At 60.1% G+C, this 26,857-nt stretch carries 31 protein-coding genes and 1 pseudogene; 7 read left to right on the top strand and 25 right to left on the bottom strand.

Annotation, left to right across the window (positions count from 1 at the left end; all coding sequences use genetic code 11):
* Positions 1-13: 13 nt before the first annotated feature.
* The 12 genes from Q0W88_RS02780 to Q0W88_RS02725 are packed head-to-tail and all read right to left on the bottom strand — an operon-like array spanning position 14 to position 9,551.
* Positions 14-2,320, bottom strand: coding sequence for a DNA internalization-related competence protein ComEC/Rec2 (locus Q0W88_RS02780; RefSeq protein WP_297799781.1), 2,307 nt, complete (start codon positions 2,318-2,320; stop codon positions 14-16).
* A gap of 8 nt (positions 2,321-2,328) precedes the next feature.
* Positions 2,329-3,015 carry a lipoprotein-releasing ABC transporter ATP-binding protein LolD gene (gene lolD, locus Q0W88_RS02775; RefSeq protein ID WP_297799779.1) on the bottom strand — a complete coding sequence of 229 codons (687 nt, stop codon included), beginning with the start codon at positions 3,013-3,015 and terminating at the stop codon, positions 2,329-2,331.
* On the bottom strand, positions 3,008-4,252 hold the full coding sequence (locus Q0W88_RS02770; RefSeq protein ID WP_297799777.1) for a lipoprotein-releasing ABC transporter permease subunit: 1,245 nt from the start codon (positions 4,250-4,252) through the stop codon (positions 3,008-3,010). Before Q0W88_RS02770 ends, lolD begins: the two co-directional genes overlap by 8 nt.
* A 4-nt stretch (positions 4,253-4,256) precedes the next feature.
* A complete protein-coding gene (locus Q0W88_RS02765; RefSeq protein WP_297799775.1) occupies positions 4,257-4,721 on the bottom strand; it encodes a hypothetical protein in 465 nt (154 codons plus the stop codon).
* Complete coding sequence (locus Q0W88_RS02760; protein WP_297799773.1) at positions 4,684-4,941, bottom strand: succinate dehydrogenase assembly factor 2; 258 nt, start codon at positions 4,939-4,941, stop codon at positions 4,684-4,686. Before Q0W88_RS02760 ends, Q0W88_RS02765 begins: the two co-directional genes overlap by 38 nt.
* Positions 4,941-5,357: an MAPEG family protein gene (locus Q0W88_RS02755; protein WP_297799771.1), complete on the bottom strand. Its 417-nt coding sequence runs from the start codon at positions 5,355-5,357 to the stop codon at positions 4,941-4,943. The genes Q0W88_RS02760 and Q0W88_RS02755 overlap by 1 nt, the downstream gene beginning before the upstream one ends.
* 1 nt (position 5,358) lies before the next feature.
* Positions 5,359-6,147 (bottom strand): succinate dehydrogenase iron-sulfur subunit, encoded by a 789-nt coding sequence (locus Q0W88_RS02750; protein WP_297799769.1) that lies wholly within the window; start codon positions 6,145-6,147, stop codon positions 5,359-5,361.
* A gap of 27 nt (positions 6,148-6,174) precedes the next feature.
* Positions 6,175-6,777 (bottom strand): hypothetical protein, encoded by a 603-nt coding sequence (locus Q0W88_RS02745; RefSeq protein ID WP_297799767.1) that lies wholly within the window; start codon positions 6,775-6,777, stop codon positions 6,175-6,177.
* Between the two features lie 14 nt (positions 6,778-6,791).
* The gene (gene sdhA / locus Q0W88_RS02740) at positions 6,792-8,585 is read right to left on the bottom strand and encodes a succinate dehydrogenase flavoprotein subunit (protein WP_297799765.1); all 1,794 of its coding nucleotides are present in this window, start codon (positions 8,583-8,585) and stop codon (positions 6,792-6,794) included.
* Positions 8,586-8,592: 7 nt separating this feature from the next.
* Entirely contained in the window at positions 8,593-8,973 is a 381-nt protein-coding gene (gene sdhD / locus Q0W88_RS02735) for a succinate dehydrogenase, hydrophobic membrane anchor protein (protein ID WP_297799763.1), read from the bottom strand.
* On the bottom strand, positions 8,970-9,362 hold the full coding sequence (sdhC, locus tag Q0W88_RS02730) for a succinate dehydrogenase, cytochrome b556 subunit (protein WP_297799761.1): 393 nt from the start codon (positions 9,360-9,362) through the stop codon (positions 8,970-8,972). The genes sdhD and sdhC overlap by 4 nt, the downstream gene beginning before the upstream one ends.
* Positions 9,363-9,380: 18 nt before the next feature.
* A complete protein-coding gene (locus tag Q0W88_RS02725; protein ID WP_297799760.1) occupies positions 9,381-9,551 on the bottom strand; it encodes a DUF1674 domain-containing protein in 171 nt (56 codons plus the stop codon).
* Here Q0W88_RS02725 and Q0W88_RS02720 point away from each other — a divergent pair.
* On the top strand, positions 9,534-10,394 hold the full coding sequence (locus Q0W88_RS02720) for a folate-binding protein (protein ID WP_343212524.1): 861 nt from the start codon (positions 9,534-9,536) through the stop codon (positions 10,392-10,394). The genes Q0W88_RS02725 and Q0W88_RS02720 overlap by 18 nt on opposite strands.
* Here the strand turns inward: Q0W88_RS02720 and Q0W88_RS02715 are convergent, their stop codons facing one another.
* A complete protein-coding gene (locus tag Q0W88_RS02715; protein WP_297799754.1) occupies positions 10,395-10,985 on the bottom strand; it encodes a GAF domain-containing protein in 591 nt (196 codons plus the stop codon).
* Between the two features lie 96 nt (positions 10,986-11,081).
* On the opposite strand from Q0W88_RS02715, the gene Q0W88_RS02710 reads away from it, so the two are divergent.
* Positions 11,082-11,945, top strand: a complete 864-nt coding sequence (locus Q0W88_RS02710; protein ID WP_297799752.1) for a PhnD/SsuA/transferrin family substrate-binding protein — start codon at positions 11,082-11,084, stop codon at positions 11,943-11,945.
* A 1-nt stretch (position 11,946) separates the two neighbouring features.
* Here Q0W88_RS02710 and Q0W88_RS02705 read toward each other — a convergent pair whose 3' ends face one another.
* On the bottom strand, positions 11,947-14,208 hold the full coding sequence (locus tag Q0W88_RS02705; protein ID WP_297799750.1) for a thiamine pyrophosphate-dependent enzyme: 2,262 nt from the start codon (positions 14,206-14,208) through the stop codon (positions 11,947-11,949).
* A 25-nt stretch (positions 14,209-14,233) separates the two neighbouring features.
* Entirely contained in the window at positions 14,234-15,397 is a 1,164-nt protein-coding gene (locus Q0W88_RS02700; RefSeq protein ID WP_297799748.1) for an acyl-CoA dehydrogenase family protein, read from the bottom strand.
* A gap of 100 nt (positions 15,398-15,497) precedes the next feature.
* On the opposite strand from Q0W88_RS02700, the gene Q0W88_RS02695 reads away from it, so the two are divergent.
* Together Q0W88_RS02695 and Q0W88_RS02690 are read left to right on the top strand one after the other, a co-directional pair.
* Entirely contained in the window at positions 15,498-15,713 is a 216-nt protein-coding gene (locus tag Q0W88_RS02695) for a DUF6116 family protein (RefSeq protein ID WP_297799747.1), read from the top strand.
* Positions 15,710-16,477 carry a TatD family hydrolase gene (locus tag Q0W88_RS02690; RefSeq protein ID WP_297799746.1) on the top strand — a complete coding sequence of 256 codons (768 nt, stop codon included), beginning with the start codon at positions 15,710-15,712 and terminating at the stop codon, positions 16,475-16,477. The genes Q0W88_RS02695 and Q0W88_RS02690 overlap by 4 nt, the downstream gene beginning before the upstream one ends.
* Here the strand turns inward: Q0W88_RS02690 and Q0W88_RS02685 are convergent.
* Complete coding sequence (locus tag Q0W88_RS02685; RefSeq protein WP_297799744.1) at positions 16,457-17,248, bottom strand: tRNA threonylcarbamoyladenosine dehydratase; 792 nt, start codon at positions 17,246-17,248, stop codon at positions 16,457-16,459. The genes Q0W88_RS02690 and Q0W88_RS02685 overlap by 21 nt on opposite strands.
* Positions 17,249-17,312: 64 nt before the next feature.
* Between Q0W88_RS02685 and Q0W88_RS02680 the strand changes: the two genes are divergently transcribed.
* Genes Q0W88_RS02680 through Q0W88_RS02670 form a run of 3 tightly spaced genes read left to right on the top strand, consistent with a single transcriptional unit; the run spans position 17,313 to position 19,111 of the window.
* A complete protein-coding gene (locus tag Q0W88_RS02680) occupies positions 17,313-17,723 on the top strand; it encodes a hypothetical protein (protein ID WP_297799742.1) in 411 nt (136 codons plus the stop codon).
* A complete protein-coding gene (locus tag Q0W88_RS02675) occupies positions 17,720-18,214 on the top strand; it encodes a DUF456 domain-containing protein (RefSeq protein ID WP_297799740.1) in 495 nt (164 codons plus the stop codon). The genes Q0W88_RS02680 and Q0W88_RS02675 overlap by 4 nt, the downstream gene beginning before the upstream one ends.
* A gap of 27 nt (positions 18,215-18,241) precedes the next feature.
* The gene (locus tag Q0W88_RS02670) at positions 18,242-19,111 is read left to right on the top strand and encodes a TonB family protein (RefSeq protein ID WP_297799738.1); all 870 of its coding nucleotides are present in this window, start codon (positions 18,242-18,244) and stop codon (positions 19,109-19,111) included.
* On the opposite strand, the gene Q0W88_RS02665 is transcribed toward Q0W88_RS02670, so the two are convergent.
* The 9 genes and pseudogenes from Q0W88_RS02665 to Q0W88_RS02625 form a co-directional block, all read right to left on the bottom strand.
* Positions 19,108-20,172: a zinc ribbon domain-containing protein gene (locus tag Q0W88_RS02665; protein ID WP_297799736.1), complete on the bottom strand. Its 1,065-nt coding sequence runs from the start codon at positions 20,170-20,172 to the stop codon at positions 19,108-19,110. The two genes, Q0W88_RS02670 and Q0W88_RS02665, sit on opposite strands and share 4 nt — an antisense overlap.
* Positions 20,173-20,253: 81 nt before the next feature.
* Positions 20,254-20,745: a hypothetical protein gene (locus Q0W88_RS02660; RefSeq protein WP_297799734.1), complete on the bottom strand. Its 492-nt coding sequence runs from the start codon at positions 20,743-20,745 to the stop codon at positions 20,254-20,256.
* Positions 20,736-21,368, bottom strand: a complete 633-nt coding sequence (locus Q0W88_RS02655; RefSeq protein WP_297799732.1) for a glutathione S-transferase family protein — start codon at positions 21,366-21,368, stop codon at positions 20,736-20,738. Before Q0W88_RS02655 ends, Q0W88_RS02660 begins: the two co-directional genes overlap by 10 nt.
* A 13-nt stretch (positions 21,369-21,381) precedes the next feature.
* Complete coding sequence (locus tag Q0W88_RS02650) at positions 21,382-22,545, bottom strand: pyridoxal phosphate-dependent aminotransferase (protein ID WP_297799730.1); 1,164 nt, start codon at positions 22,543-22,545, stop codon at positions 21,382-21,384.
* Positions 22,546-22,585: 40 nt separating this feature from the next.
* Positions 22,586-24,091 (bottom strand): annotated as a pseudogene (locus tag Q0W88_RS02645) (fumarate hydratase); the annotation flags it as partial.
* Between the two features lie 49 nt (positions 24,092-24,140).
* The gene (gene galU / locus Q0W88_RS02640; protein WP_297799728.1) at positions 24,141-25,022 is read right to left on the bottom strand and encodes a UTP--glucose-1-phosphate uridylyltransferase GalU; all 882 of its coding nucleotides are present in this window, start codon (positions 25,020-25,022) and stop codon (positions 24,141-24,143) included.
* A 13-nt stretch (positions 25,023-25,035) separates the two neighbouring features.
* Complete coding sequence (gene lapB, locus Q0W88_RS02635; protein WP_297799726.1) at positions 25,036-26,208, bottom strand: lipopolysaccharide assembly protein LapB; 1,173 nt, start codon at positions 26,206-26,208, stop codon at positions 25,036-25,038.
* The gene (locus Q0W88_RS02630; protein WP_297799724.1) at positions 26,205-26,459 is read right to left on the bottom strand and encodes a LapA family protein; all 255 of its coding nucleotides are present in this window, start codon (positions 26,457-26,459) and stop codon (positions 26,205-26,207) included. Before Q0W88_RS02630 ends, lapB begins: the two co-directional genes overlap by 4 nt.
* 49 nt (positions 26,460-26,508) lie before the next feature.
* Positions 26,509-26,811 (bottom strand): integration host factor subunit beta, encoded by a 303-nt coding sequence (locus Q0W88_RS02625; protein WP_297799722.1) that lies wholly within the window; start codon positions 26,809-26,811, stop codon positions 26,509-26,511.
* Positions 26,812-26,857 lie beyond the last annotated feature (46 nt).

The raw sequence follows: 26,857 nt of genomic DNA, 5'->3' as shown, positions 1-26,857 counted from the left end.
ATAATTTGCCGGATTAATAACCGGTTACGGCGTCCTCGGGGGTTGCCCGCAGCCAATACCGGCGGTCATCGAATCGGGACCGATGCGTCCATGCCCAGCCCGTCGGCGTCCCGGCTAATTCCGCCCAACCGGTCTCCACGGAATTGACTGTCAGCGCGCCGTGGCTCCGGTAGCGGGCAACCACTTCGCGCCGGGGGTGTCTGAACCGGTTCTGGAAACCACTCGAAATCAATGCAATCCGTGGCCGGACCGCGGCGATGAAGGGATCCGATGAGGATCCGGCGCTGCCGTGATGCGGCACCAGCATGATCTCCGCATTCAATTCATTGCCGTAGCGTTCAAGCAGCTGGGTCTCGGCCGCCGAACTGATGTCTCCGGTCAGCAGAATGCGGCGTTGACCGCTTTTGACCGATAACACGCAGGACCGGTCATTATCGCCGCCGGCATGGCGGGACACTGGCCAAAGATAGGCGAATTCGACCCCATCCCACTGCCAGTGGTCGCCGGCAAGACATTCCCGGTACGGTATCTCCTTCGGCAGTGCCTGCCTGGAAGCCTCGATGTGGTCGACACGAATGCCGTTTCGGATGGCCGCGAGTCCCCCGGCGTGGTCGTTATCGCCATGACTGATGACGACGCGGTGCAGACGCTGGACATCCAGTGCGCGTAGCGCAGGCAGTACCGTGCTCTCGCCGCGGCTGAAACCGCCGGGCAGACCGGGTCCCGCATCGTAAAGAAGGGCATGCCGGTGCGTCCGCACCAGCACCGAAGTCCCCTGCCCGACATCGATCATGGCCACACGCAGCTGCCCCTCAGGAATCACATCCGGTTTTGGAAACAGTATCGGCAGCATCAGCAACAGGCCGAGCCGGCGGCCGGGAACCTGGCGGGGCAGGAGAAATAAACACACGCCGAACATGGCCAGCAGCAGCGCCGGCAACCCGGCCTCCGGCAGCATGCGGCTTGACCAGGGCAGCGCCTGCAGCCACTGCAACAGCACCCACAGCCACTGCATCAGTGCCGCGGCCGAATGCCAAAAGCCCTCTGCAATCGGCGCAATCCCGGCAAACAGACAGCCCAACAGCGCCAGCGGAACCACGACCAGACTGATCCATGGAATGGCCAACAGATTGACCAACGGTCCGACCAGTGTGGTCTGGCCGAAGAACCCGAGCGACAGGGGCAATAAGCCGAGCGAAGCCACCCATTGCGCCTGCAGGAACGGCCGGAGCATTCCCGATCCGCTTTGCCCGGGCATGAAAGCGACCAGAAAGAGCACGCCGCCGAAGCTCAGCCAGAATCCGGGGGCGAGAATCGCCAGCGGATCCCACAGCAGCATCGCCGTCATGCTCAATGCCACCGCATGGATCACCGTACAACGTCGTCCGAGCAGCCGGCAGCTCATGAATACGGCGATCATCAGGGCCGTGCGCACCGTCGGCAAAGCGAATCCGGCAAAAGCCGTGTAGGCCCAGGCCGCGGCAATGGCCGCCCAGGCTGCGGCCTTCGGCTGCGGCAGGCGCAGACCCAGAGTGGGCAGAACGCGGTAAACGGCGAGCACGAGCCACGCCGCAGACAAGGCCACTATGCCGACATGGAATCCGGAAATCGCGATGAGATGGGTGATTCCGGTCCGCCGCAGTATTTCCCAATCCGCATCATCCAGCAGACGGGTATCGCCAAGCGCCAATGCACTGACGAAGCGCGCCTGCCGGTCGCCGATCTGCCGTCGGATCTGTCCGGACAGCGCATCCCGGATCCGGTCGATGGTGACACGGTGGCCTTCGGCGCTGATTGCATGACGGACATAGCCCTGTGCCGCCCAGCGTTTCTGAAGCGCCCTCTGCTCGGCATCAAAACCGCCGGGATTGTAGACACCGTTCGGAGTCCGGAGAGTGACTTCAAAGCGGTGGATGTTGCCCGGAACCAATACGGCATTGGTTCGGTACCATGCCAGCTTGACGCGCCGGCCGGCAAGCGCCGGAAAATCGGCGCTGTCGATGACTTCCGCTTCGAACTGCCACTGGTCCTGTCTGCGTTGCGGCAGGTCCGTGATTGCGGCGGTGATTTCACCGCGGGAACCGGACTCCGACAAAGCAAGCCGCTGCGAAAGCACGCCGCTGGCGGTCCAGGCGGCGAACAGGGCGCCGAAAAAGAACGCCGGAAGCATGCCGTGCCGCGGGTACCGGAAGAACAGGAAACCCGAGACTGCCATCAGAAAAAGACAAAGCCCGGCATCGGGCAATGCCGGCATGCGCTGTAGGACGGCAACCCCGAGGGCGAAGGCGAACAGGTGAAAGGGGTGCAGACGGGGCTGCACCCGGGAACTCACCCCGCACGTTCCCGCAATTGCCCGCGGAACAGTTCGAGCGAACGCCCGCATCGATCCGCGATCCGGTGATCATGGGTGACGATGACCAGAGCGGTTTGCTGCTGCTGTTTCAGGTCCAACAGCAGATTGAACACCGACTCGGCGGTTTTTTCATCCAGGTTTCCGGTCGGTTCATCGGCCAGAATGCAGGCCGGCCGGTTGACCAGGGCTCGCGCTACGGCAACGCGCTGACGCTCGCCTCCGGACAGCTCACCGGGTTTGTGTGCCAAACGGTGCGACAGGCCGACCTGCTCGAGAAGCTCACGGGCCGGCGCGGAGGCCTTGGCCGATGAAGTGCCATTGATCAACAGCGGCATCATCACGTTCTCGAGCGCGGTGAATTCCGGAAGCAGATGGTGAAACTGGTAGATGAACCCGAGATGGCGGTTACGCAACCGGCCCTTCTCCGCTTCCGAGTGCCGGTAAAGATCATCGCCCAGCAGGCTGACATCGCCCTCGGTGGGCGCATCGAGTCCGGCCAGCAGATGCAGCAAGGTGCTCTTGCCCGAGCCGGATGCCCCGACGATTGCCAGGGATTCGCCGGCACGGATCTGGATGTTGATGCCGGAAAAAACCGGCGTGACCAAATCGCCTTCCTGGTAGGTTTTTCCGAGATTCAAACCCTGCAGAATGATGTCACTCATAGCGCAGCGCCTCGACCGGATTGGTGCGCGCCGCGCGCCAGGCCGGATAGATGGTGGCCAGCAGGCACATGGCGATGGCGACCGCGACGATGAGCAGGACATCCGGGGCATTGACCACGGTCGGTACGCCGCTGATGTAGTAGACATCGGAGGGCATCAGCTCGTTGCCGGTCAGGGATTCGATGACGCGCACCAGCGCACTCAGATTGAGGGAAAGCATTACGCCGGCAGCGGTTCCGAGCGCCACGCCGACCAGACCGATGACCAATCCCTGGACCGTGAACACCTGCATGACCTGTGCCGGTGACATGCCGAGGGTGCGCAGAATGGCGATATCGGCCTGTTTGTCCTGCACCAGCATGACCTGCGAGGACACCAGATTGAAGGCGGCGATTGCGATCACCAGCGACAGCAAAATGAACATCACCGTTTTTTCCATTTTGAGCGCTCGGAAGAAATTGGCGTGATCACGGGTCCAGTCGCGGACCTGGTATATGCCTTCCATGCGGTTGGCCAGATCGCGTGCCACCGACCAGGCCTGCCAGATGTCATCGAGCTTGAGCCGGACCCCGGTGGCGTCATCACCCATGCGCAGCAGGGTCTGCGCGTCCTTCATATGTACGAGCGCCAGTCCGTAGTCGTACTCCTGCGCGCCCACGGAAAAAATTCCGGTCACGGTGAAGCGTTTGGCGCGGGGCATGGAGCCGAACGGCGTGGCCACCGATTCGCTGACGAAGGCATTGACCGAATCGCCGACCCGGACATTGAGCGCTGCGGCCAGCTCCGAGCCGAGCACGATGTTGAAGCTGCCGGGAGCAAGACTGTCCAGACGGCCCTGCACCATTTTCCGGGGCAGTTCCGACACCCTGCCCTCCAGCGCCGGTTCAATGCCGCGCAGAAGCGCGCCCTGCTTGCTCTGCGCCTGCAGCAGGGTTTCGGTCTGCACGTAGGGCGCAGCGCCGATTACACGCGGGTGTTTTTCCGCGAGTGCAACGGCACGCTGCCAGTCGGGCAAGGAACCGTTGACGCCTTCAATGGTGGCATGGGCCACGGTGCCCAGAATGCGGTTGCGCAGCTCATCCTGGAAACCGTTCATGACCGAGATGGTGGTAATCAGGGCAACCACGCCGATGAAGATGCCGAGAACCGATGCCAGCGAAATAAAGGATATGAATCCGTTTCGGCGCTTGGCACGCAGATAGCGGAGTCCGATGGCGGCAGTCAGAGGTTGGAACATCGCTCTATGATACTGGGTTTACGAGAATACTTGGCAGTTCCGCCACATCCCGCGTTGCAGGGACATTCATCCATAAGTGCAGCTGCCGGCGCTGCCGCACCGGCATCAGCAACAGCCACCACAGCGCGGCACGGCGGCGGCCATCCTGATGATAATGCTGGATGGCCAGATACCCGAAATCGCGCCAATGCACGCCGGAGATCGGCTTGAGGCCGCACCCGTCATCCATGCAATAGCCATCGGCGGCATCGCGTTGCAGCGTGAACGGTTTGAAGTCTGAGATGGATTTCAGGCCGACCCAGGCTTCAAAAAGTGCAGCGCCGGTCAGGATGGCTTGCCAGAGCAGTCCGGTATCGGACCCGATGATGCAGCTGATGGCGATCACCAGAAGGACAGTGATCGCCTGGCGCGCCAGCGCCGGAGTCCGGCATTCAGGCCGGCAATCCGGCGATAAGGGTGACGAGGGCATCGAGTTCGGCATTCTCCGGGCGTTCGCGCCCCATGAACCACCGCCACAGCTTATCGTCTTCACAGTCGAGCAATTGTAGGAATACGGCTCTTTCCGCGTCCTCCGCCATGGGCCAGCGCCGGTCGAGGTAGCGCAGCATCAACTGGTCGAGTTCACGCATGCCGCGACGGCAACGCCAGCGCAGGCGTTTGATTTCCGGATTTTCCCCGACTCCGGGCATCAGCCCAGCCAGTTCCAGACCAGCAGACCCCAGATGGCCCAGAGCACGAAACCGCTGAGCACATAGGCTTTGAACCGGTCCATGACCCGGTTGTAGGTGCAGTGGATATAACTGTGCAGGGCGCGCAACGCCACAAATGCCCAAGCCAGCACCAGGATGGCCACGGAATCGATTCCGGCCTGCAGGCACAGCAGCATGGCCGCATAGAACAGGACCGGCAATTCGAAAAGATTGCGGAAATTATCGGCAGCCCGGCTGTCCTCGACGAGCTGCGCCATCTGCGCGCTTTGCGCCACGGATTGCGGATGGATGCGGCGGCGTTTCATTTCACCGACCCGGGTCTGGAACATGCGCAGCCAGACCAGGAAGGTCAGTCCCGCCATCGCAATCATCGGCCAGAACAGCGGATTGCCCATCTCAGGCTCCGTGACGCTGCAGGATCAGCTTCTTGATCTCGCCGATGGCTTTGGCCGGATTCAGGCCTTTCGGGCAGGTGCGGGCGCAGTTCATGATGGTGTGGCAGCGGTACAGTTTGAACGGATCTTCCAGTTCGTCCAGACGGGCACCGGTATCTTCATCGCGCGAATCGATGATCCAGCGGTAGGCCTGCAGCAGAATGGCCGGCCCGAGATAACGGTCGCCGTTCCACCAGTAACTCGGGCAGCTGGTGCTGCAGCAGGCGCAAAGGATGCACTCGTACAGGCCATCAAGCTTGGCGCGGTCTTCCTTGGACTGCAGGCGCTCCCCGGAGGCCGGCGTGGCCGACTGGGTTCGGATCCAGGGTTTGATCGAAGCATACTGCGCGTAGAAATGCGACAGGTCGGGAACCAGATCCTTGATCACCGGCATGTGCGGCAGCGGATAGATCGGCACTTCCTTCTTTCCGCATTCATCGATGGCCTTGGTGCAGGCCAGGGTATTGCTGCCGTCGATGTTCATGGCGCACGAGCCGCAGATGCCTTCGCGGCAGGAACGGCGGAAGGTCAGGGTCGGATCGATTTCGTTCTTGATCTTGATCAGCGCATCCAGCACCATCGGGCCGCACTGGTCAAGATCGATTTCATAGGTATCGACGCGTGGGTTTGCGGCATCATCCGGGTTCCAACGGTAGATTTTGAAGCTGCGCAGATTCTTTCCGCCGGACTTGGCGGGAAAGTGCGTGCCTTTGGTGATTTTCGAGTTTGCCGGCAGGGTAAATTCAGCCATGTTTTGTTCCTGTTGGAAGTTCCGGAATCAGTTCTGTGCCGGAGCCGAAGCAGCGGGAGCCTGTTTGTTGGCGTTCACCCAGCTCAGAAAGCCGTTGAACAGTGGATAGAACAGAGGCTTGTCCAAACCGGCCCAGTTGAATGCTTTGCGTTTCGCATGAAAATGTGTGCGTCCAGTAACAGGATCTATGGCTTCGATGCTTGCGGTGTAGTCGTATCCTCCGAGCCACTCGACATTGGTCCTGACCACAAGGAACGGCCCATAAGCCTTGGCCGCCTGACGGAGGCCGATTAAGTCAGATATGTTACTTACTGAATCGGATTTTCCACTGGTGATGAGTTCCTGTTCGAAACCCTGTTTGTTCAGCACTTTTTGGAAAAAGCCGATATTTGATACCGACTCTTGGATAAAATCCTCGTAACTTTCGCCGCGGTCACCGGCCTGGATAAAGGCCAGACGACGATAATCAGCCAACGGAAGCGGTTCATTGACCAGAATTTCCTCAGGCTTCAGTGCGTCTTTGGTGGGAAAGCTACCGGTGACGTCCGGTTTTACCGCTTTCATGGTAGAGCTGCAAGCACCAAGAGAAAGCGAAATTAGAGCGATGGCAAGCAGTGAAATGTGTTTCATTCGTGACACCTCAATCAATATTTGCGTTCTTTAGGCGGGATGTAAGCCACATCCGAGCTGAGCGTGTTGAGATGCACCGGGCGGTAATCGATGACGGTATCACCCTTGTCATCGATCCACGTCAGGGTGTGCTTCATCCAGTTCTCATCATCGCGGGTCTTGAAGTCCTCGCGGGCGTGGGCACCACGGGATTCCTTGCGGTTCTCCGCCGAGACCATGGTGACCACGGCCTGGCCGAGCAGATTCTGCAGTTCCAGGGTTTCGATGAGATCCGAGTTCCAGACCAGCGACCGGTCGGAGACCTTGACGTCCTCGAAGCTCTTGAACGCTTCCCGGATCTTGACCACGCCCTGCTGCAGGGTTTCACCGGTGCGGAACACGGCGGCATCGTTCTGCATGATGCGCTGCATGTTGTCGCGGATTTCCGCGGTCGGCGTCGAGCCGCTGGCGAACCGCAGTTTGTCCAAATTGGCCAAGGACTTGTCCAAGGCCGATGCCGGCAACGATTTATGCGGCATGTTCGGTTTGATGGTTTCGGCGCAGCGGTTGGCGACGGCACGGCCGAACACCACCAGATCGAGCAGCGAGTTCGATCCCAGACGGTTGGCGCCGTGAACGGATACGCAGGCCGCCTCGCCGATGGAGTATAGTCCGGGAACCACGCTGTTGGGATCGCCGTTCTTCAGGGTGACCACTTCGCCATGGTAGTTGGTCTGCAGACCGCCCATGTTGTAGTGCACGGTCGGCAGGACCGGAATCGGCTGTTTGGTGACATCGACGCCGGCGAAGATTTTCGCGGTTTCGGAAATGCCGGGCAGTTTCTCGTGGATCACTGCCGGGTCGAGATGCGTCAGGTCGAGATGGATGTGGTCCTTTTTCGGGCCGACACCGCGGCCTTCGCGGATTTCGATGGTCATCGAACGGCTGACCATGTCGCGCGGCGCCAGATCCTTGACGCTGGGTGCGTAGCGCTCCATGAAGCGCTCCCCGGAATCGTTGCGCAGGATGCCGCCTTCGCCGCGGACGCCTTCGGTAATCAGGCAGCCGGCACCGTAGATGCCGGTCGGATGGAACTGCACGAACTCCATGTCCTGCAACGGCAATCCGGCACGCAGGGCCATGCCGCCGCCGTCGCCGGTACAGGTATGTGCCGAGGTCGCCGAGAAGTAGGCGCGGCCGTAACCGCCGGTGGCGAGCACCACGCCGTGGGCGCGGAACACGTGAATGGTGCCTTCGGCCATGTCAAGCGCGATGACGCCTCGGCAGACGCCCTCCTCGTCCATGATCAGATCAAGCGCGAAGAATTCGATGAAAAACTTGGCATCATGCTTCAGTGACTGCTGGTACAGCGTATGCAGGATGGCATGGCCGGTGCGGTCGGCTGCCGCGCAGGTGCGCTGGGCCGGCGGACCTTCGCCGTAACGGGTGGTCATGCCGCCGAACGGACGCTGGTAGATCTTGCCCTCTTCGGTACGCGAGAACGGCACGCCGTAATGCTCGAGTTCGATGATGGCCGGGATGGCCTCGCGGCACATGTATTCGATGGCGTCCTGGTCGCCGAGCCAGTCGGAACCCTTGACGGTATCGAAGAAGTGATAGCGCCAATCGTCTTCGCCCATGTTGGCCAGAGCCGCGGAAATGCCGCCCTGGGCCGCCACGGTGTGCGATCGGGTCGGGAACACCTTGCTGATGCAGGCGGTTTTAAGTCCTTTGGCGGCCAGCCCGAAGGTCGCCCGCAGGCCGGCGCCGCCGGCGCCGACCACGATCATGTCGTACTGGTGCTCAGTGATTTTGTAGGCTTGACTCATAAAATTCTCAGGAACCCGAAGCGAGGCGGACGATGGCGATCACGGCAGCCACGGCAGCGAAGGAAAAAACGATTTTGATCAGCACCTGCAGCACGATTTCAAAAGCGCCGTGATGGACGTAGTCTTCGACCACCACCTGCAGACCTAGGCGCGCGTGCCAGAACAGCGCGAGCACATAAAGCACCAGCGCGGCGCTCCACAGCGGGTTGGCGAACTGTGCTTTCAGCGCGGCGTAATCGGCGATGCCGTAACGGGCAAGGCAATAGACGGCAAAAGGGGTCAGCAAGGCCAGCACCACGGCGCTGACGCGTTGCGCCCACCAATGGCCGAATCCGGTTTTGGCCGAACCCAGACCGCGGGCGGTGGCCAGAGGATCGCGCAGATTCATGCCGCACCTCCCTGCAGGGCCAACCACCAGATACCGGCGGTACACAGCACCGTCAAGGCAATCACGGCGTAGCCGGACCGATAGACATCCGGGATTGCAAAACCTTTACCGGCGTCCCAGAGCAGATGGCGGATGCCGTTGAAGAAGTGGTACATCAGGCAGGCACTGAAGGCGAGCAGCACGAACCGCCCAAAACTGGAGGACAGGCAAGCCTGGGTAGTGCTGAAGGCCGCTTCCCCGAGCGATAGCGCGACCAGAATCCACAGCAGCCCCAGACTGCCGATGGCCAGAATGATGCCGGTGATGCGGTGCAGGATGGACATCACGGAGGTAATCTGCTTGCTGTAGATCTGCAGATGCGGTGACAGGGGTCGTTTTTGCGCGGACATAGGGGCTACCGGTCAGGGTTAGAAGTCGATGCAGCGGCCGTTCTTTTCCCAATCCCCGTAACGGGTGGGATCCGGGCCGCCACGGCCGCCGATTTCGGGAATCGGCTCGGGCTGCGGGCTGTTTTCCGGCAAAGCCTCCGCGGCTGACGCCGGTTCCGGATTCTCGCTAGAATGGGGCGTTTGATTCATCCCTCTATGGTAAATCCCCACGCCATGCCATTCAAGCTAAATTTCAGTCCCGCCAAGGATTTTCGGCTGCCTGGACACGCCGTCATCCATGTCACCGGTCCGGATTCACAGTCATTCTTGCAGGCGCAATGCATGAATGACGTGAATGCCCTCGAAACCGGCCAATGGCAATACAACGGCTGGCTGAGCCCCCAAGGACGGGTGCTGGCGCTGTTTTACCTGATCAAGATCGAAACCGCGCATTTTTTGCTTGTTCTGCCGGCACTGGATCCGCAAAAACTGATTGACGGGCTGAAACGCTATGTTTTCCGGTCCAAGGTGACTTTCGCCATCGAGAGCTCCGGACATCTTCTGGCCAGCTTCGGCGCGGCCCCGCAGCCGGACGGGCCATGCCTGCAGATCGGTCACGGCGAAGGTTCACGCCAGCTAAGGCTTGGCAGCCATTCCGGCAACCTCGATGAGGATGCCGCGCAGCGATGGCATGAAATCGACATGGCCATCGGCTGGGTATGGATTGATCAAGCCGTTCAAGACCTGTGGACGCCGCACATGCTCGGCTTGCAGCAATTGAAGGCCTTCAGCGTCAGCAAAGGCTGCTATCCGGGTCAGGAAATCGTCGCGCGCACCCATTTCCTCGGGAAGAGCAAGCGGGGGCTTTTCGGCATCCACGGCGCCGGCCTGCAGGCGGGCGCGCTGCTCTCGCTGGATGGCCGTGAAATCGGCCGTATCGCCGACCACAGCGGGGACGGCACGCTGGCTGTTGCCGTTCTGCCGGCGGACATCGCATTGGGCACGGTCCTTGATGGCGGCAGCGTCATCGGTGCGGCGGTTACCGGAGCTTGACTACTGCGAATCGATATTTCCGAATTTGCCCAGACCAAGGGCGATCTCGCCGGCCAGATTTTCAAAGAGCCGGATTTCATAGTCCCCGAAGGCATCCGGCAGTCCGGCATACACCATGAAGGCTCCGATGACCTTGTCATTGCTTATCATCGGCACCGATACGGACGATCGGATGCCGAAAGACCGGGCACGATCCCGCCAGGGCATGAAACGCTTATCGGTTTCGGTATCCGCCAACAGCACGGTCTTGCCCAAGCGGATCGATTGACCGGTCGGACCCTGTCCTTCCAGCACCGAGGCATCCCAACTGACCGCGATTCCCTGCGCATAGCCTCTGGACGTGACGGCACCGGAAACGCCCAGGACTTTAACCGTCTTCGACGGGTCATTCAGGGCCAAACCGACCCAGGCAATGACATAGGGCGGCATTTCGGTCACGGCGCGGCAGACCTGCTCAATCAGGGCCTGCGGGGTCTTGGCATGGATCAAGGCGCGCGATGCGCGGGCATAGGCTTCCAGCGCCCAGAGTTGTTTTTCACGGACGGCTTTTTCTTCGGTGTCGGGCGCAGAACGGCGGTCTTCTGTATCCATGCCTGTAAATGTAACACGGGCATGCCGCCGCATGCCCGGATCGGCAAAATATGCTAGGCTTCTTGCGGTATTACGTCATTTTCCAGGGGATTGATTATGTTGCGCCGTTCGCTGTTCGCCATTGCCTTGACCTTCTCGGCAGCCACCGTTTCCGCCGCCACTTATACCGTCACGGTCGACCCAAGTTACCCCGCCGCCCAGGCCCAGGAAATCTACAAGCCGCTGATGGCTTATCTCGGCAAAAGCACCGGACACACCTTCACCCTGAAAACCAGCAACAACTACCATGCCTACTGGCGCGACATCCTGGCCAATGCGCCGGTCGATTTTTCCTTCGAAGAAGCGCCGTTCGCTGATTTCCGCGCCAAACGCTACGGTTTCGTGCCTTTGGTTCGCGTCGCCGAACCGACCCAGTTCTCGCTCTTGGTCAGCCCGGAAAACACCGCTGCCGGTCCGCAGGGCCTGATGTCGGGCACCATCGTCAGCATGCCGTCACCGAGCCTCGGCTATCTGTTCCTTGGCGAACTGTTTCCCAATCCGATTGCCCAGCCCGAAATCGCCTCGACGGCGCAGACCTGGAAAGACGGTGTCGATGCGGTGTTCGCCCAGGAAGCCAAGGCTGCCATGGTACCGGTCTACATCGCCCAACAGTACCCGAATCTCGAGTCCGTGCACCTTTCCCGCAGCCTGCCGGGCCGGAGTCTCAATGCCTCCCGCAAAGTCCCGGCCGATGTGCGTACCGCGGTGACCAACGCCATGCTCAAGCTGCATGAAAATCCGGCCCTTATCGATGTGCTGACCGAGCTCGGCACGGCCCAATTCGTCAAGACCAATGCGGCCGAAATCGCCGGCAACGAACGAATGCTGCGCCGCGTTTTCGGTTATCCGAAACCGGCTCCGGCCCCCGCAGCCAAACCGGCAGCAGCGGCTCCGGTCACGGCGGCACCGGTCAAGAAATAACTCAGACCAGATCGATGGCGGCGTTGACGATGTCAGCGTCGGCCGGGATTACCGCAAAGGCGGCACCCGCCAGCGGCGTATAAGTATCGGCACCGACTACGCGACGCAGGGGTTTGGCGCCATGACCGGCCTCGACGATGGCGGTGATGATGCCCTCGCCCACCCCGGCACTGCGTCGGCCTTCATCGACCACCAGAATCCGTTTGCACTCACCGGCATGGCGCGCAATCGCCGCCTCGTTCAAGGGCTGCAGCCAGCGCAGATCGACCACGCGCACTTTCCATTGCAGGGTGTCTTCGATCTGGCGGGCGGCACGGAGGCTCATCGGCACGCCATTGCCGAAGGTGAATACCACAACATCATTGTTTTCCGGGAAATACACGCGCTCACTGCCGATTTCCATGGCTTCCGAGGGCGCCGGATAACGGGTCTGCCAGAGACCGTCACCTGTTTCGTAGAGGTCCTTGGTCATGTACAGGGCAATCGGTTCCAGATACGCGCAGACCCGGCCGTCGACTTTCGCCAACGCGGTCATGGAACGCAGCATGGTCACCGCATCATCGCCGCGCGAAGGACAGCCGACCACCAAAGAGGGGATGTCGCGCAGCGCGGTGATCGAGTTGTCGTTATGGAAATGGCCGCCGAAACCGCGTTGATAGCCGAGCGAAGCCACGCGCATCACCATCGGATTGCGGTACTGTCCGTTGCTGAAGAACTGCAGTGAACAGGCCTCGCCGCGGATCTGGTCGCAGGCATTGTGGAAGTAGGCCAGATACTGGATTTCCGGCAGCGGCAGCATGCCGAGATTGGCGAAGCCCTGGGCCAGGCCGAGAATCATGGTTTCATCGAGCAGCGTGTTGAATACACGGGCGCCCTTGAAGGTTTTCTGCAGTCCTTTGGTCACGGTGTACACGCCGCCCTTCTGGGCCACGTCTTCGCCGAACAGCAGAGTCTCCGGATATTTGCAGAACAGATCATGCAGGGCACTGTTGATCTGCAGGGCGAGATGGCGCGACGGCAGCTTTTCCGGGAGCTTGTCCTCGCTACCGAATACGGCCAGCCGCTTTTCCGCGTAATCGGCCCGGGTCGCTTCGGCCATCACCGCTTCGGGATGGAACGGCGCCAGCGGGGCGATGACTTCTTCGAGGGTTTCCAGCTTCGGACGCTTGTCGGCCTCCTCGGCCGCGGCAAAGCATTGACGGCGGGTGGATTCATAAAGATCAAGCACCTCCTGCCGGGTCATCAACCCCGAATGCAGGGCAATTTCCGCAGAGCGCAGCAGCGGATCGGTCGCTTCCACGGCCATGAGTTCTTCGAAGCTGCGCCATTCAATCTCGAAATCGGTACCGGCATGACCCATGATGCGGGTCGTTCGCAGATGGAGGAATGTCGGACGGCGGGTCTGCCGGCAATGATTGACGGCCCGTTCAATCTGGCCATAGCCTTCGGCGATATCGAGACCATCGGCGTAGAAGTAATCCAAGCCGTCCCGGTTGCGGAAGGCATTGTTGATCCAGCCGGTGGGTGTTTTCACCGAGATGCCGATGCCGTTGTCTTCGCAGACGTACAGCACCGGAGCCGGCAGTTTCTGATAGGCCGTCCATTGCGCGGTATTGAAAGCGGTCTGTGCCGTGGCGTGATTGCTGGAAGCATCACCGAAGGAACAGATGACGATCGAATCCTCCGGAATCGGCGAGGCATGCCCGATGCGTTTGGCCTGCTCGACGGCGATGGCGGTACCCAGCGCCTTCGGCAGATGCGAAGCGATGGTCGAAGTCTGCGGAAGCACCCACAATGGCTTGCTTCCCCAGACCTTGTGCCGGCCACCGGAAATCGGATCATCCTTGCTGGCGGCGAAGCTGAGCGCCGAATCCATGATTGGATCCATGCCCGGCAACTTGCGGAACCGCTCGGCCATGAAGCCCCCGCTGCGGTAGTGCAGGAATGCCGGGTCGGTATGGCGCGTGAGACGCGCGACCATGGCATTGCCTTCATGCCCGCTGGAGCCGATGGTGTAGAACACCTTCTGCTGCACGCGCAATACGCGGGCCATCAGATCGAGATGGCGTGAGATCAGCTGGGAGCGGAACAGCGCATCGAAGTCATGGGCCGAACAGGCGCTGCCGTCCAGAATCGGCTCTTCGGGCGATGGCTTGGGAAACACCTCGCCCTGCCAGTTCTGCACGAAGGCGATGAAGTTGTCATCGCAGACCTTGGCGCGGTTGACGTCTTTCTGGCGGGCGGGAATCAGGGCGGCGCTCATGCAAAATCCTTCTTGCGCATTACATTCAGAACGCGTTGATACCGGTCAGTTCGCGGCCGATGACCAGCTGATGCACGGTTTCGGTCCCTTCATAGGTGATGACCGATTCCAGATTCAGGGCATGGCGGATCGGACAGTATTCGGTGGTGATGCCGGCACCGCCGAGGATGTCGCGGGCTTCACGGGCGATGTCGAGCGCCATGCGGCAGTTGTTCCACTTGGCCAAAGACACCTGCGAGGGCTGCATGGTGCCGGCATCCTTCAGGCGACCGAGCTGCAGACTCAGCAACTGCGCCATGGTGATGCGGCGCGCCATTTCCGCCAGCTTGATCTGGATGGCCTGATTCGCGGCCAGCGGACGGTTGAACAGAATGCGGGTTTTGGTGTACTCGACCACTTCGGTCAAACACGCCTGCGCGGCACCGATCGGGCCCCACGTGATGCCGTAGCGGGCCTGGGTCAGACAGCCCAAGGGACCTTTCAGGCCTTTTACGTTCGGCAGGCGCTGGCTGTCGGGGATGCGTACATTGTCGAAGAACAGACCGGAAGTCACCGAAGCGCGCAGGCTCATCTTGTGTTTGATTTCCTGAGCCACGAAACCTGGTGTGCCCTTCTCAACGATGAAGCCCTGGATGCCTTCCTCGGTCATCGCCCAGACGATGGCGATATCGGCCAGATTGCCGTTGGTGATCCACATTTTGGCGCCGTTGATGACCCAATCGCCGCCATCCTTCTTGGCGTGGGTTTTCATGTTGGCCGGATCCGAACCGCCATGCGGTTCGGTCAGACCGAAGCAACCGATGATTTCACCGCGGGCCATGCCCGGCAGATATTTACGGCGCTGTTCTTCCGAGCCGTAGGCGAAAATGGGGTACATGCACAGCGAGCTCTGCACCGAGACGAAACTGCGAATTCCGGAATCGCCGCGTTCGAGTTCCTGGCAGATCAGACCATAACTGACGCCGTTCAGACCGGCGCAGCCGTATTCTTCCGGCAGGGAGGAGCCGAGCAGGCCCATGGCCGCGATTTCAGGAACCAGTTCTTTCGGAAAGCGGCCCTGATCGAAGGCGTCGCCGATGATGGGGATGACTTTCTCGTCGGTGAAACGCGCCACGGCATCCTGAATCATGCATTCTTCTTCAGTCAGCATGGAGCGGATGTCGAACAGGTCGGTCGGGGTCAGGGCCATGGGGGTTTCCTCATCAAAATCAGTCGCCTATTTTACCCCATATTCCTGCCCTGAATTGTGCCAAAATGGGCCCATTCACCGCGTTTTCACGGAGCCCCGCATGCTGAAGTCCTTGATTGCCCCAATTATTGCTTATTTCTCAAAGCTGCGATTTCCTACGTTATTCAAAATCTTCCTTGTCGTATTTATACTTGACTTAGTTTCACCTGACATTCTATTGCCATTTATTCCATTCGATGAAATTCTACTGGGCTTAGGAACTGCGCTACTGGCCAGTTGGAAAAAACGTAAAGACCCGGAGCCGCCGGCGGAATGAACCTGATCGACAGCCACTGCCATCTGGATGTGGCTGATTTCGCGGATGATCTGCCGGACACACTGGCCCGCGCGCAGCAGGCCGGCGTCAAACGCTTCATCGTGCCGGCCATTTCCGCCGCAGGGTGGCCGCATTTGGCCCAGCTTGCCGTCCGCCATCCGGGATTCCACCCGGCTTACGGCCTGCACCCCATGTTCCTGGCTGAACACACGGATGCCGATCTCGAGACCCTGCCCGACTGGCTGAAGCGCCCGGAGTGCATCGCGGTGGGTGAATGCGGATTGGATTTTTTCGTGCCCGATCTGGATGCCGCACGACAGGAAGTTATTTTCCGCGAACATATCCGGCTGGCCGCCGAATGCGACAAGGCGCTCATCATCCACGCCCGCAAGGCTACCGAACGCGTCATCCAGCTGCTGCGGCAGCATGGACCGGTGCGCGGCGTCATCCACAGCTACTCCGGCAGCCTGGAGCAGGCCCGTCAATTGACGGCCATGGGCTTTTTGCTGGGCATCGGCGGCCCCATCACCTATCCGCGCAGTGCCCGGCTGCGTGCCATCGTGCAGGAAATCCCGCTGCAATACCTGCTTCTGGAAACCGATGCGCCCGATCAACCCATGTCCGGCGAACAGGGCAAACGCAACGAACCGTCAAAATTGATTCGGGTGGCCGAGGCCGTTGCGGAAATCCGCGGCATACCCATGGCTGTCGTCGCGGAACAGACCGGAATCAATGCCGAGCGACTATTTGGACTTGCGGCCTAGGAGCATGGCGATTGCTTTGGCTGATGCCGCGAATGCGAAAGCACCGGTCACATGCGTGACCGCACCCAGTCCGTCGCCGCAGTCGAGTTTGAACCCGCCTTCGGGATCCGTTGCCGGACGGATTCCGCAGACCGAGCCATCCGCCTGTGGATACTGGACATTTTCCAGCGAATAGACGGCAGGGATGCTGAAATAACGGTCTTTGTTCTTCGGAAAGTTGAATTCAGTACGGAGTTTTCGACGGATCAACGCCAGCAGTGCATCCTGCTCGGTGCGGGCCAGATCGCGGACGCGGATCTGGGTCGGATCGGTTCGGCCGCCGGCTGCACCGACCACGATCAGCTTCTGCTTGCGCCGGCGGCACCAGACAATCAGCTCGACCTTGACCCGGAAAGCATCACAGGCGTCGATGACTAGATCGAACGGCCCAGCCAGCAGTTCGGCCATATTAGACGGGGTCACGAATGCCGCTACCGCCGAAATCTGCAGCTCCGGATTGATGGCCAGGCAGCGCTCACGCATCACATCGACCTTGTTGCGTCCGAAATGTCCATCCAAAGCATGCAGTTGCCGGTTGCTGTTGGACACGCAGATGTCATCGGCGTCGAACAGGGTCAACCGGCCGATACCGGACCGGGCCAGCGCCTCGACCAGCCAGGAGCCGACGCCCCCGATGCCGATGACCGCGACATGCGCCGCGCCAAGACGCTGAAGCGCGCCTTTTCCGTAAAGCCGTTCCACCCCGGCGAAGCGTTCATATTGGGCATTCATGCCACTATTGTAATGCCTTCGCGCTATCCTTTAGTATGACGAAATCTATTTTCGGAGAATCCGCATGAACAAACCCCTGCAATTCCTGATCGTCATGGTGGTCGGCCTGATCATGGGCGCGGTCTGCACCAGCATCGCCATCGAAGCACTGAGCAAGGGCACGGAATTCTCGCGCGGCGTCATGGCCGTCCAGGCCGCACATGCTACGGCGCTCAACAAGTTGGCGAAGGACAACCGCTGCAGCGCGCCGGAAATCCAGAAGGAACTGTTGCCGATGCGGATTATCGCCGCCGATATCGAGCCGGCCTTCAAATCCCTGGCCGAGCAGGACCCGCAGTTCGTCCGCTATGCCGCTGATCTTCGCCGCGTACTCGATCTGCAGCTGGCCAAGGGCATCGACAACTGCGCCGATCTCGCCACGGCCACCAGCGCCATCAAGCAGGGCTGCGACAACTGCCACCGGGATTACAAATGACTGCCGAACTGCAGCAGATTCTTTATATCGTTTCAGCCGCACTGATCATCATCGGACTGCTGGGGGTTTTTCTGCCGGTGCTGCCTGGCATTCCCTTGGCCTTCGTCGGCATGGTGCTCGCGGCCTGGGCGGGTGATTTCAAGGAGATTTCGGTTCTGGTGCTCATTCTGTTGGGCTTATTGACCGCGGCTTCGGTGGCCATTGATTTCCTGGCCAGTGCGCTCGGCGCTAGGCGCGCCGGTGCCAGCAAGCTTGCTGTGCTCGGCGCCGGACTGGGCAGCCTTTTCGGCATGCTGTTTTTCAATCTGCCCGGTCTCATTCTCGGCCCCTTCGTCGGCGTCATGGCGGTGGAAACCGCCCAGGGCAAGAGCATGCGCGAAGCCGGCAAGATCGGTTTCGCCACTTGGATCGGCATGGCCGTCGGCGTGGCGCTGAAAGTCGGACTGGCTTTCGCGATGATGGGAATCTTTCTGTTTGCGCTGTGGTATTGATCCACCTTCAATGCATCAGGGATAAGAATGTTCTCGATATTGCTTTTAGCATTGATGGCCACCCAGCAGACTCCGGCACGAATCCCAGAATCTTCCCGTCCTCTCCCCCCTGCACCACCCGTTGCCCGCCCTGCCTTTCTTGCACGTGACGACAGCGGCAAGGGCGTGTTTGAATCCGGCACGGGCAGCCAAAACGCTACTTGGCTGGCGGATCGTTTCGCTGAGGCCTCCTGGCAAAGCGATAACGCACTCCGGACCTTGAACGGAAACACTCTCCGTCAGCTGGATGAGTATAAAAAAAGCCATGAGTACAGCGCAGCCAAGCAAATGCTGAACATGATGGGGCGCTGGAAGGCCGGAAATAAAACCCACACCTGGGTTTTCGACGCTGCCGGCCCGCAAGGTGGCATGCCTCTGCGTGCGCTTGAACTCGAAGATCTTTCAGGGGTGAACGGCTACCATGTTCGTGCAACCGTGCATTGCTACGATGCAGCGGACACCTGCGAGATCTTCAGCAAGAGACAATCCGAACTACTGGCACCAAAGCCGCAGGAAACGGCGGGCGAATTAGCATCGCGGCAGTGGCGAAACCTGGTTTTTGATGAAACATGTATCGAACGCCCGGCAACCATGGACCACCCGCGCTATCCGCTTGATACCCTGCGCGAGGGTAAGGGCGGCACCGTATTCATCGGCATTCTGTTCAACCGTTGCGGTAATGTGCGTGACAGCTGGATCCTGCAAAGTTCCGGCCATCGCAGCCTTGACCTCGCCGCTGTGGGCAAAGCACTGGAGTGGCAACTCGACCTGAAGACACTGCCTCCCGATGCCATGGAAAAGCGCATGGCGAGAATTCCGATCCGGTTTGAGGTTGGCGACAGTCTGCCGCCCGACTAATGCGCCGGAATATCAGTCGTCCCAGCGGCTTGACCGCCATGTCCGCAGGCATGACAGAAACGCATGAAGGCGCTTTTCCGAGTTTGACAGGCGCTGCATTTGCAGAACAGCGTCATGCCGCAATGCGGGCAGAAATCGATATTCGGGTTTTTCAGGTCCACGCCCCGCTCGCAGCCCGGGCACACGCCCTTGCCGAGCAGATTCAAGGCCGCATCATAGCCAAGCTCCTGTTGGCGCTCGCTGCTCGATAATTGCTCGGCGGCACGTTGCTTCTCAAGGTAGCGCGACAAGGACACAATGGCCTGCCGACCGATCAGGACTGTCAGTACGATACCGACCAGATAACGCACATAGCCACCATAGCTCGGCAGATACGGGACCAGCTCGACGAAGAAAGCAAAGCCAGCAAAGATGATAAAGCCCCACACAAACGGCCAATATGCGGTTTTCCGCTTGCGGCTGAATAGCCACCCGGCCAATACCAGCAGCGGCAGCGTGATGGCCAACCGAATCAGGAAAACCTGCAGCTCCAACTTTCTGGCTTCGGCATCATAGCTTTTCTGTGCCGTGGCCTCGAGTGCTGTCAGCCCTGTACGGGCTTTGTCAGCGGCCTGTTCAGCATCCAACAACGCCTTGTCCTGTGCTTCGAGTAAACGGATGGCGGCTAATTCACGCTGCTTGAGCGCATCCAACTGCTGCGTGCGCTTGAGCAGCTCGCCGTTGTGATCGGATTGCTGCGTGGCCTTCCGGGTGGCAATCCAGTTACTGAAAGACTCATTTGCGTTTCGGGAATCCGATTGCGCCGCATCGCGCAGCAGGCGCGCCTGCTGTTGCTCCAGCCGGGCTTCCTGGGCCGCCTGCTCCGCCTTCTGCAATTGGGTACGCAGCGGTTGGGCTTTGGTGCTGTCGATGTAATCATCGAGACTGAGCTGGCGATCGACACCAGGCAGATCCTGGACCACCTGACCGCCAAGTCCGATCAAAAACCCGGCAAACACCAGGGCCACCAGCCATAAGCCGCGATTGAACCAGGTTTCCGACAATCGAAGGGATTTTTTCATGGGAGCCTCTCGGGAACAGACTCCGGATATAGTACATGAATCGCGACAAACGGCGTTCCAGCCGCCCTTCCTTCAAACTATTCAGGCCGATGTCGGCCCGCCGTTGGGGGCCTGCTTGGATTTCGCCGCAATGAATCCGATTACGAAACCGGAAAGCAGATGCACCGGCACCAGCATCATCATCAACGGAAATCCGACCAGAAAAAAGATGACGAAGACCAACGGAACGGCTACGGCAGCGGCAACGATGATAGAAACCAGCAGATTGCGCCAATAATAACCCAACGCAAAAACCGCAATGTCGAACCGGCCCGTTTCGCCGGACAGTGCGATGCACCGACGCAGAAAACGCCACTGCCAGGGAAATGAAGCCAGGGAGCTGAACACTCCGCCGCAGATATAAAGGATGAATACGCTTTCCCGGGTAACACTGGCGAAAGACACCGGTTCCGAAGACGGCAGATACGCCATGAGTAAAGCTGCCACGAAAATCAAAGGCAGATTTACCAGCGCATACAGCGGAATGAAATCGCTCCAGTTCTGCCATCCGGACGGGTTCAGCTTCAGGCCCATTCGGTCAGTCCTTCGGAGGCATAGAGTGCCTGCCAGCTCGGTCGGGATTTCATCAGTGCGGCCAGTCTGGCAAGAGCCGGATAGTCGAGAGCCGTTTTGGGCATGTTGCGCGACCAGCGCATCAGCATTACCAGCATGAAATCCGCCGCCGAAGCACGATCGCCCAGAAGGTAGGGGCCATTCTTGGCCAGATGCGCGTCCAGATTGGCGAAGACGGCATGGATTCGCAGCTCGGCAGCGGCCTTTCCGGCATCGGCATGGTCTTCTCCGGCAGCTTCGCTCGGGTACCACCAAAGTCGGAACGGGGGTTGGAGCGTGTTGGCCAAATGGAACATCCATTGCAGGAACTCGCCGCGTTTGGCGCTGCCCACTGGTGGAATCAACCCCGCTTCAGGCCGGGCCTCCGCCAGCAGCACGGCCATGGCGGCCGCTTCGCACATGGGTTTGCCGTCAATCAGCAAGGTCGGCACCACGCCGGCGGGGTTGAGCGCAAGATATTCCGGCGTCTTGTGTTCGCGGGCGGCGATGTCGAGCTTGATCAGCGCATGGGGCAGATCAAGATCAATCAACAGCCAATGGACCACCAGACTGGCGGCACCGGGGGCGTAATAGAGTGTGTACATGACAATCTCCTGTTCAGGTGCCGTGCCGGGCACGGTAATCGGCGAGGAAGCGTTCAATGCGGTCAAGCGCTTCGGTCATTTCATCGGTGTTGGGCAGGAACACCACGCGCACATGGTCGTGTTTCGGCCAGTTGAACCCGGTGCCCTGGACCAGCAGCACCTTCTCCTGCTCGAGCAATTCGGTGATGAACTTCTGGTCATCGTCGATCGGATACACCGACGGGTCGAACTTCGGGAACAGATACAGGGCGCCTTTGGGTTTGACGCAGCTGACACCCGGAATCGCGGTCAGCCGCTGCCAGGCCAGATCGCGCTGCCGGGTCAATCGGCCATCGGCTGCGACCAGATGCTCGATGCTTTGGGTGCCGCCGAGCGCGGTCTGGATGGCATACTGTGCAGGCACGTTGGCACAAAGCCGCATCGAAGTGACGATATTGAGGCCGTCGATGTAGTCCTTGGCATGTTCGCGTGCACCGCTGAGAATCATCCAGCCTGCGCGGTAACCGCAGGCGCGGTAGTTTTTGGAAAGCCCGCCGAAGCTGATGCAGAACACATCTTCGGCAAGCGAGGCGAGCGCGGTATGGGTTTCGCCGTCATACAGGGTCTTGTCGTAGATTTCGTCGGCGAACACCAGCAGCTGGTGTTCCCTGGCGATCTGCAGCAAGGCTTCAAGCATCGGTTTGGGGTACACGGCACCGGTCGGATTATTGGGGTTGATGACGACTAGCGCTTTGGTGTTTGGCGTTATCCGTGCGCGCAGATCGTCAAGATCGGGTTGCCAGTCGGCGGCTTCATCGCACAGGTAATGCACCGGCTTGCCGCCGGAAAGGGAAACCGCCGCCGTCCATAACGGGTAATCCGGCGCCGGCACCAGCACCTCATCGCCATCATCCAGAAGCGCATTCATGGCCAGCAGAATGAGTTCGGACACGCCGTTGCCGATGTAGATGTCCTCCAGACCGACGCCACGTATGCCGCAGTCCTGGGCATAGTTCATGACCGCCTTGCGCGCGGAATAAATGCCCTTGGAATCGCTGTAGCCGCCGGCGCGACTGAGGTTTCCGATGACATCGCGGACGATGTCATCCGGCGGATTGAACCCGAACACGGCCAGATTGCCGATGTTGAGTTTGATGATGCTGTGACCTTGGTCTTCGAGCTCCTTGGCCCGCTCCAAGGCGGGTCCGCGGATTTCGTAGCAGACCTCGTCGAGCTTTCACCACCGGAATCTTGCCGATGCGCGCCTGCCATTGCTTCGGGCCGGTCTCGTGGACCGATTCGCCGGTGCTGTCGACGGCAACGGTGACCGGCATGTCCTTGACCGTGAATTCGTAAATCGCTTCCATGCCCAGGTCTTCGAAACCCACCACTCTGGCGGCTTTGATGGCTTTGGACACCAGATAGGCGGCGCCGCCGACCGCCATCAAATAAACGGACTTGTGCTTTTTGATGGCCTCGATGGCCGCCGGACCACGCTCGGACTTTCCAATCATGCCGATCAGACCGGTCTGTGCCAGGACCTGCTCGGTGAATTTGTCCATGCGGGTGGCCGTGGTCGGGCCGGCCGGACCGACCACTTCATCGCGTACCGGATCGACCGGGCCGACGTAATAAATCATCTTGCCGGTGAAATCCACCGGCAGTTTTTCGCCGCGGTTGAGCATGTCGACCATGCGCTTGTGGGCGGCATCACGTCCGGTGTACATCTTTCCGCTGAGCAGCAGGGTTTCACCGGGCTTCCATGTCGCGGTTTCGGCCGGAGTCAGCGTGTCGAGATTGACCGGACGCGATTTTTTGAAATCCAGTGCCAGCTGGGGCCAATCGCTCAACGTCGGCGGTTCCAGACTGACCGGACCGCTGCCATCCAGGGTGAAATGGGCATGGCGGGTCGCGGCGCAGTTGGGAATCAGCGCGACCGGCAGATTGGCGGCATGCGTCGGGAAATCCTTCACTTTGACATCCAGAACGGTGGTCAAACCGCCGAGCCCCTGGGCGCCGATGCCGAGCGCATTCACTTTCTCGAACAGCTCCAGACGCAGCTCTTCGGCACGATTAGACGGACCGCGTGCTTTCAGGTCATTGATGTCGATCGGTTCCATCAGGGCTTCTTTAGCCAGCAGCATGGCTTTTTCGGCCGTTCCGCCGATGCCGATGCCGAGCATGCCCGGCGGGCACCAGCCGGCACCCATGGTCGGCACGGTCTTAACCACCCAGTCGACGATGGAATCGGAGGGATTGAGCATGGCGAATTTCGACTTGGCTTCCGAGCCGCCGCCTTTGGCCGCCACAATGACGTCTACCGTACGGCCCGGCACCACTTTCATGTTGACCACGGCCGGGGTGTTGTCTTTGGTGTTGATGCGCTTTCCGGCCGGATCGGCCAGCACCGAGGCGCGCAGTTTGTTGTCCGGGTGGTTGTAGGCGCGGCGCACGCCTTCGTTGACCATGTCTTCGACCGACAGCGTGGCATCCCAGCGCACATCCATGCCGATTTCAAGGAATACGGTGACGATGCCGGTGTCCTGGCACAAGGGCCGGTGGCCCTCGGCGCTCATGCGCGAATTGATCAGGATCTGCGCCATGGCATCCTTGGCCGCCGGCGATTCTTCACGCGCATACGCCGCAGCCAGATTGGTGATGTAATCGACCGGATGGTAATAGGAAATGTACTGCAGCGCATCGGCGATGCTTTCGATGAAATCGGCTTGCTTGATGACGGCCATGACGGTTCTCCTCAGGCCGTTATTATAAACCGTGCCGGCATGGGCCGGATTATTTCGCCGCGAGTGCGGCCTGCATGTAGGCTCTGGCCTCGGCGGCCAGATCATCGTGGTCCAGCGCATACTGGATGGTGGCTTCAATCAATCCAATGCGGGTTCCGCAGTCGAAGCGGCGTCCTTCAAACTGGTAAGCCAAGACTTTATCCTGCTTGAGCAGTTCGGCGATGGCATCGGTCAACTGGATCTCGCCGCCGGTCCCGGAACGTGTTTTTTCCAGAATCGGGAAAATGGCCCCGCTGAGCACGTAACGGCCGACTACGGCCAGATTGCTCGGCGCCTTTTCCGGCTTGGGTTTCTCGACAATCTGCTCGATGGCGCCGAACCGGCCGGTAAAATTCGGGGCCGACACGATCCCGTAACTCGAAGTCTGTTCCTGCGGAACCGGTTGTACGGAAATGACGCTGGCATTTTCCTTGCCGGCCAGATCGACCATCTGGCCCAACGCACCCCTGCCCTTGCTCCAGATCAGATCATCGGGTAGAAGGACGGCGAAAGGTTCATTGCCGATGACCGGTTTCGCGCACAGCACGGCATGGCCAAGGCCCAGCGCTTCGGCCTGGGTGACGAATACGCATCGCACATGCTTTGGCAGCACATCCCGGATCATTGCCAGCAGTTCGGATTTTCCGGCCTTTTCCAGCTTCTGTTCCAGCTCGTAAGCCTTGTCGAAATAATCGGCCACGGCATGTTTGTAGCGGTTGGTGACGAACACCAGGGTATCGATGCCGGCCTCGATGGCTTCATCGACCGCATACTGGATCAGCGGTTTATCGACCACCGGAAGCATTTCCTTGGGCACCGTCTTGGTGGCCGGCAGAAACCGGGTGCCGAGGCCGGCGACCGGAAATACCGCTTTCTTTACCTGGAATGCCATCGACCGTCCTTGTTCATGATCCCAACAGGTTGAGCAGCGGTTTCACGCTGCCCCAATGCTTGCAGCTCGGACACTGCCAGTGGTGGGCACGGGCGCCGAAGCCGCAGTTGACGCAGCGGTAATTGGCGGAACGCACCAGCAGCTGATCGGTGATCTGCTTGAGCGTTTTCAGGGTTTCCACCGGCTCGGCGCCCGGATTGGCGACGGCCTTTTCCAACAGTACCGCTTCGCCGCGAACCGACGGACGCTGCAGCAGCTGTTTGGCCAGGAACTCCTGTGCCGCCAAGGGACCTTCATCGCGCTCGATCAGATCGGTCAGCGCCAGCAATGGCGTGACGCCGGCATACTGTTCGATGACTTCCTGCAGAAAGCCGCGCGCACGCATCAGCTCGCCGCGGCGTTCGTAACACTCCATCAGCTGCGGCAGCACTTCCGGCAGGTAATCGACATCGTGCCGGGCAACCCGTTCGAAGGCGCGGATGGCACCGGCATCGTTGTCCTCGAGCAGGTCGAGACGGCCTTCGATCATCCCTGCGCGCACGCATTGGGAATCCGAAGAATAGGCGGAGGCGATGCGGTCGCGGGCGGCAACCAGATTGCCCTCATGCACGTGCTTATCGGCCAGTTCGCAATAGTAGTGGGCGATGCTTTCACCCATGGCCTCGCCGGTGATCTGCTCGTACTTCAGGGCATAGGTGATGGCTTGCTTCCAGTCGCGTTCGGACTGATAGATTGAAATGAGCTGTTGCAGGGCTTTCGGGGCATGGACGCCCATCTGTACCAGATCGTTGAACAGGGTTTCGGCGCGGTCCAGAAGCCCGGCACGCATGTAATCCTCGCCAAGTTCGAGCACGGCGCGGGTTTTCTGTTCTTCACTGAGGCCGGTACGCGCCACCAGATTCTGGTGCAGACGGATGGCGCGGTCGACTTCGCCCCGGCGGCGGAACAGGTGTCCCAAAGCGAACTGGGTTTCCACGGTTTCCTTGTCGACTTCCGCGATTTGAAGGAATATCTCGAGGGCTTTGTCCTGCTGCTCGTTGAGCAGGTAATTGAGGCCGCGGAAATAGGTATTGGACAGACGCGAAATCTTGGCGCCGCCCTTGATCTCACCGCCACGGCGCCCAAGCAGCCAGCCAATCGCAATCGCGGCCGGAATCAGCAGCAGCCATGCGACGTTGGTCATCATGCGGATTTACCGCCTTCGGTACGGGATTCGGCTGACTTTGGAGGTCTGGATCGGCCTGAAACCAAACCGACGCTTGCCAGGGCTCCGCCGATGACGGCGCCTGCAATTACACATAACAAAAGCGCCAGGCCGAGATGGGCCTGATAACGTGCGAAAAACAGATCAACGGTAATCGTCTGCTGGTTGAGTGCGCCGAGCGCGATGCCCGCCAGCACGAACAACAGGGCGATGATGGCTTTGAGCGCGCGCATGTCCGTCTCCGTTCCGATTGCTACAGCTTAACCGAAAAGACCTGCGGAATTAACTGTGCGGCTGGATTTCGGTGACGTTGTTGACGCGGTCGCGCAGCTCTTTGCCGGGCTTGAAGTGCGGCACGTGTTTGCCGCTGAGCTCGACAGCCTCACCGGTCTTGGGGTTTCTGCCGGTACGGGCCGGACGGTAATGCAGGGAAAAACTGCCGAAGCCGCGGATTTCGATGCGCTTGCCCTCGGACAGCGAGGAGCTCATCATTTCCAGAATGGTCTTGACCGCGAGGTCGACATCGTCCGCTTTCAGATGCGGCTGTTGCTTGGACAGGAATTCAATGAGCTCGGACTTGGTCATGTTGGTTACCCGGTAAAATCCGGTCCGGCTTGCGCCGGACCGGATG

The sequence above is a fragment of the Arenimonas sp. GDDSR-1 genome (assembly GCF_025980345.1).
Taxonomy (GTDB): Bacteria; Pseudomonadota; Gammaproteobacteria; order Xanthomonadales; family Xanthomonadaceae; genus Arenimonas.
Note: the sequence above shows the minus strand (reverse complement) of the source record. Positions and strands in the feature narration are given on the sequence as shown.

Coding starts and splice junctions, on each gene's coding strand:
- lolD (WP_297799779.1), bottom strand. CDS start 3,015: ATGAGTGACATCATTCTGCAGGGTTTGAATCTCGGAAAAACCTACCAG.
- Q0W88_RS02770 (WP_297799777.1), bottom strand. CDS start 4,252: ATGTTCCAACCTCTGACTGCCGCCATCGGACTCCGCTATCTGCGTGCC.
- Q0W88_RS02765 (WP_297799775.1), bottom strand. CDS start 4,721: ATGCCCTCGTCACCCTTATCGCCGGATTGCCGGCCTGAATGCCGGACT.
- Q0W88_RS02760 (WP_297799773.1), bottom strand. CDS start 4,941: ATGCCCGGAGTCGGGGAAAATCCGGAAATCAAACGCCTGCGCTGGCGT.
- Q0W88_RS02755 (WP_297799771.1), bottom strand. CDS start 5,357: ATGGGCAATCCGCTGTTCTGGCCGATGATTGCGATGGCGGGACTGACC.
- Q0W88_RS02750 (WP_297799769.1), bottom strand. CDS start 6,147: ATGGCTGAATTTACCCTGCCGGCAAACTCGAAAATCACCAAAGGCACG.
- Q0W88_RS02745 (WP_297799767.1), bottom strand. CDS start 6,777: ATGAAACACATTTCACTGCTTGCCATCGCTCTAATTTCGCTTTCTCTT.
- sdhA (WP_297799765.1), bottom strand. CDS start 8,585: ATGAGTCAAGCCTACAAAATCACTGAGCACCAGTACGACATGATCGTG.
- sdhD (WP_297799763.1), bottom strand. CDS start 8,973: ATGAATCTGCGCGATCCTCTGGCCACCGCCCGCGGTCTGGGTTCGGCC.
- sdhC (WP_297799761.1), bottom strand. CDS start 9,362: ATGTCCGCGCAAAAACGACCCCTGTCACCGCATCTGCAGATCTACAGC.
- Q0W88_RS02720 (WP_343212524.1), top strand. CDS start 9,534: ATGGGGCGTTTGATTCATCCCTCTATGGTAAATCCCCACGCCATGCCA.
- Q0W88_RS02725 (WP_297799760.1), bottom strand. CDS start 9,551: ATGAATCAAACGCCCCATTCTAGCGAGAATCCGGAACCGGCGTCAGCC.
- Q0W88_RS02715 (WP_297799754.1), bottom strand. CDS start 10,985: ATGGATACAGAAGACCGCCGTTCTGCGCCCGACACCGAAGAAAAAGCC.
- Q0W88_RS02710 (WP_297799752.1), top strand. CDS start 11,082: ATGTTGCGCCGTTCGCTGTTCGCCATTGCCTTGACCTTCTCGGCAGCC.
- Q0W88_RS02705 (WP_297799750.1), bottom strand. CDS start 14,208: ATGAGCGCCGCCCTGATTCCCGCCCGCCAGAAAGACGTCAACCGCGCC.
- Q0W88_RS02700 (WP_297799748.1), bottom strand. CDS start 15,397: ATGGCCCTGACCCCGACCGACCTGTTCGACATCCGCTCCATGCTGACT.
- Q0W88_RS02695 (WP_297799747.1), top strand. CDS start 15,498: ATGCTGAAGTCCTTGATTGCCCCAATTATTGCTTATTTCTCAAAGCTG.
- Q0W88_RS02690 (WP_297799746.1), top strand. CDS start 15,710: ATGAACCTGATCGACAGCCACTGCCATCTGGATGTGGCTGATTTCGCG.
- Q0W88_RS02685 (WP_297799744.1), bottom strand. CDS start 17,248: ATGAATGCCCAATATGAACGCTTCGCCGGGGTGGAACGGCTTTACGGA.
- Q0W88_RS02680 (WP_297799742.1), top strand. CDS start 17,313: ATGAACAAACCCCTGCAATTCCTGATCGTCATGGTGGTCGGCCTGATC.
- Q0W88_RS02675 (WP_297799740.1), top strand. CDS start 17,720: ATGACTGCCGAACTGCAGCAGATTCTTTATATCGTTTCAGCCGCACTG.
- Q0W88_RS02670 (WP_297799738.1), top strand. CDS start 18,242: ATGTTCTCGATATTGCTTTTAGCATTGATGGCCACCCAGCAGACTCCG.
- Q0W88_RS02665 (WP_297799736.1), bottom strand. CDS start 20,172: ATGAAAAAATCCCTTCGATTGTCGGAAACCTGGTTCAATCGCGGCTTA.
- Q0W88_RS02660 (WP_297799734.1), bottom strand. CDS start 20,745: ATGGGCCTGAAGCTGAACCCGTCCGGATGGCAGAACTGGAGCGATTTC.
- Q0W88_RS02655 (WP_297799732.1), bottom strand. CDS start 21,368: ATGTACACACTCTATTACGCCCCCGGTGCCGCCAGTCTGGTGGTCCAT.
- galU (WP_297799728.1), bottom strand. CDS start 25,022: ATGGCATTCCAGGTAAAGAAAGCGGTATTTCCGGTCGCCGGCCTCGGC.
- lapB (WP_297799726.1), bottom strand. CDS start 26,208: ATGATGACCAACGTCGCATGGCTGCTGCTGATTCCGGCCGCGATTGCG.
- Q0W88_RS02630 (WP_297799724.1), bottom strand. CDS start 26,459: ATGCGCGCGCTCAAAGCCATCATCGCCCTGTTGTTCGTGCTGGCGGGC.
- Q0W88_RS02625 (WP_297799722.1), bottom strand. CDS start 26,811: ATGACCAAGTCCGAGCTCATTGAATTCCTGTCCAAGCAACAGCCGCAT.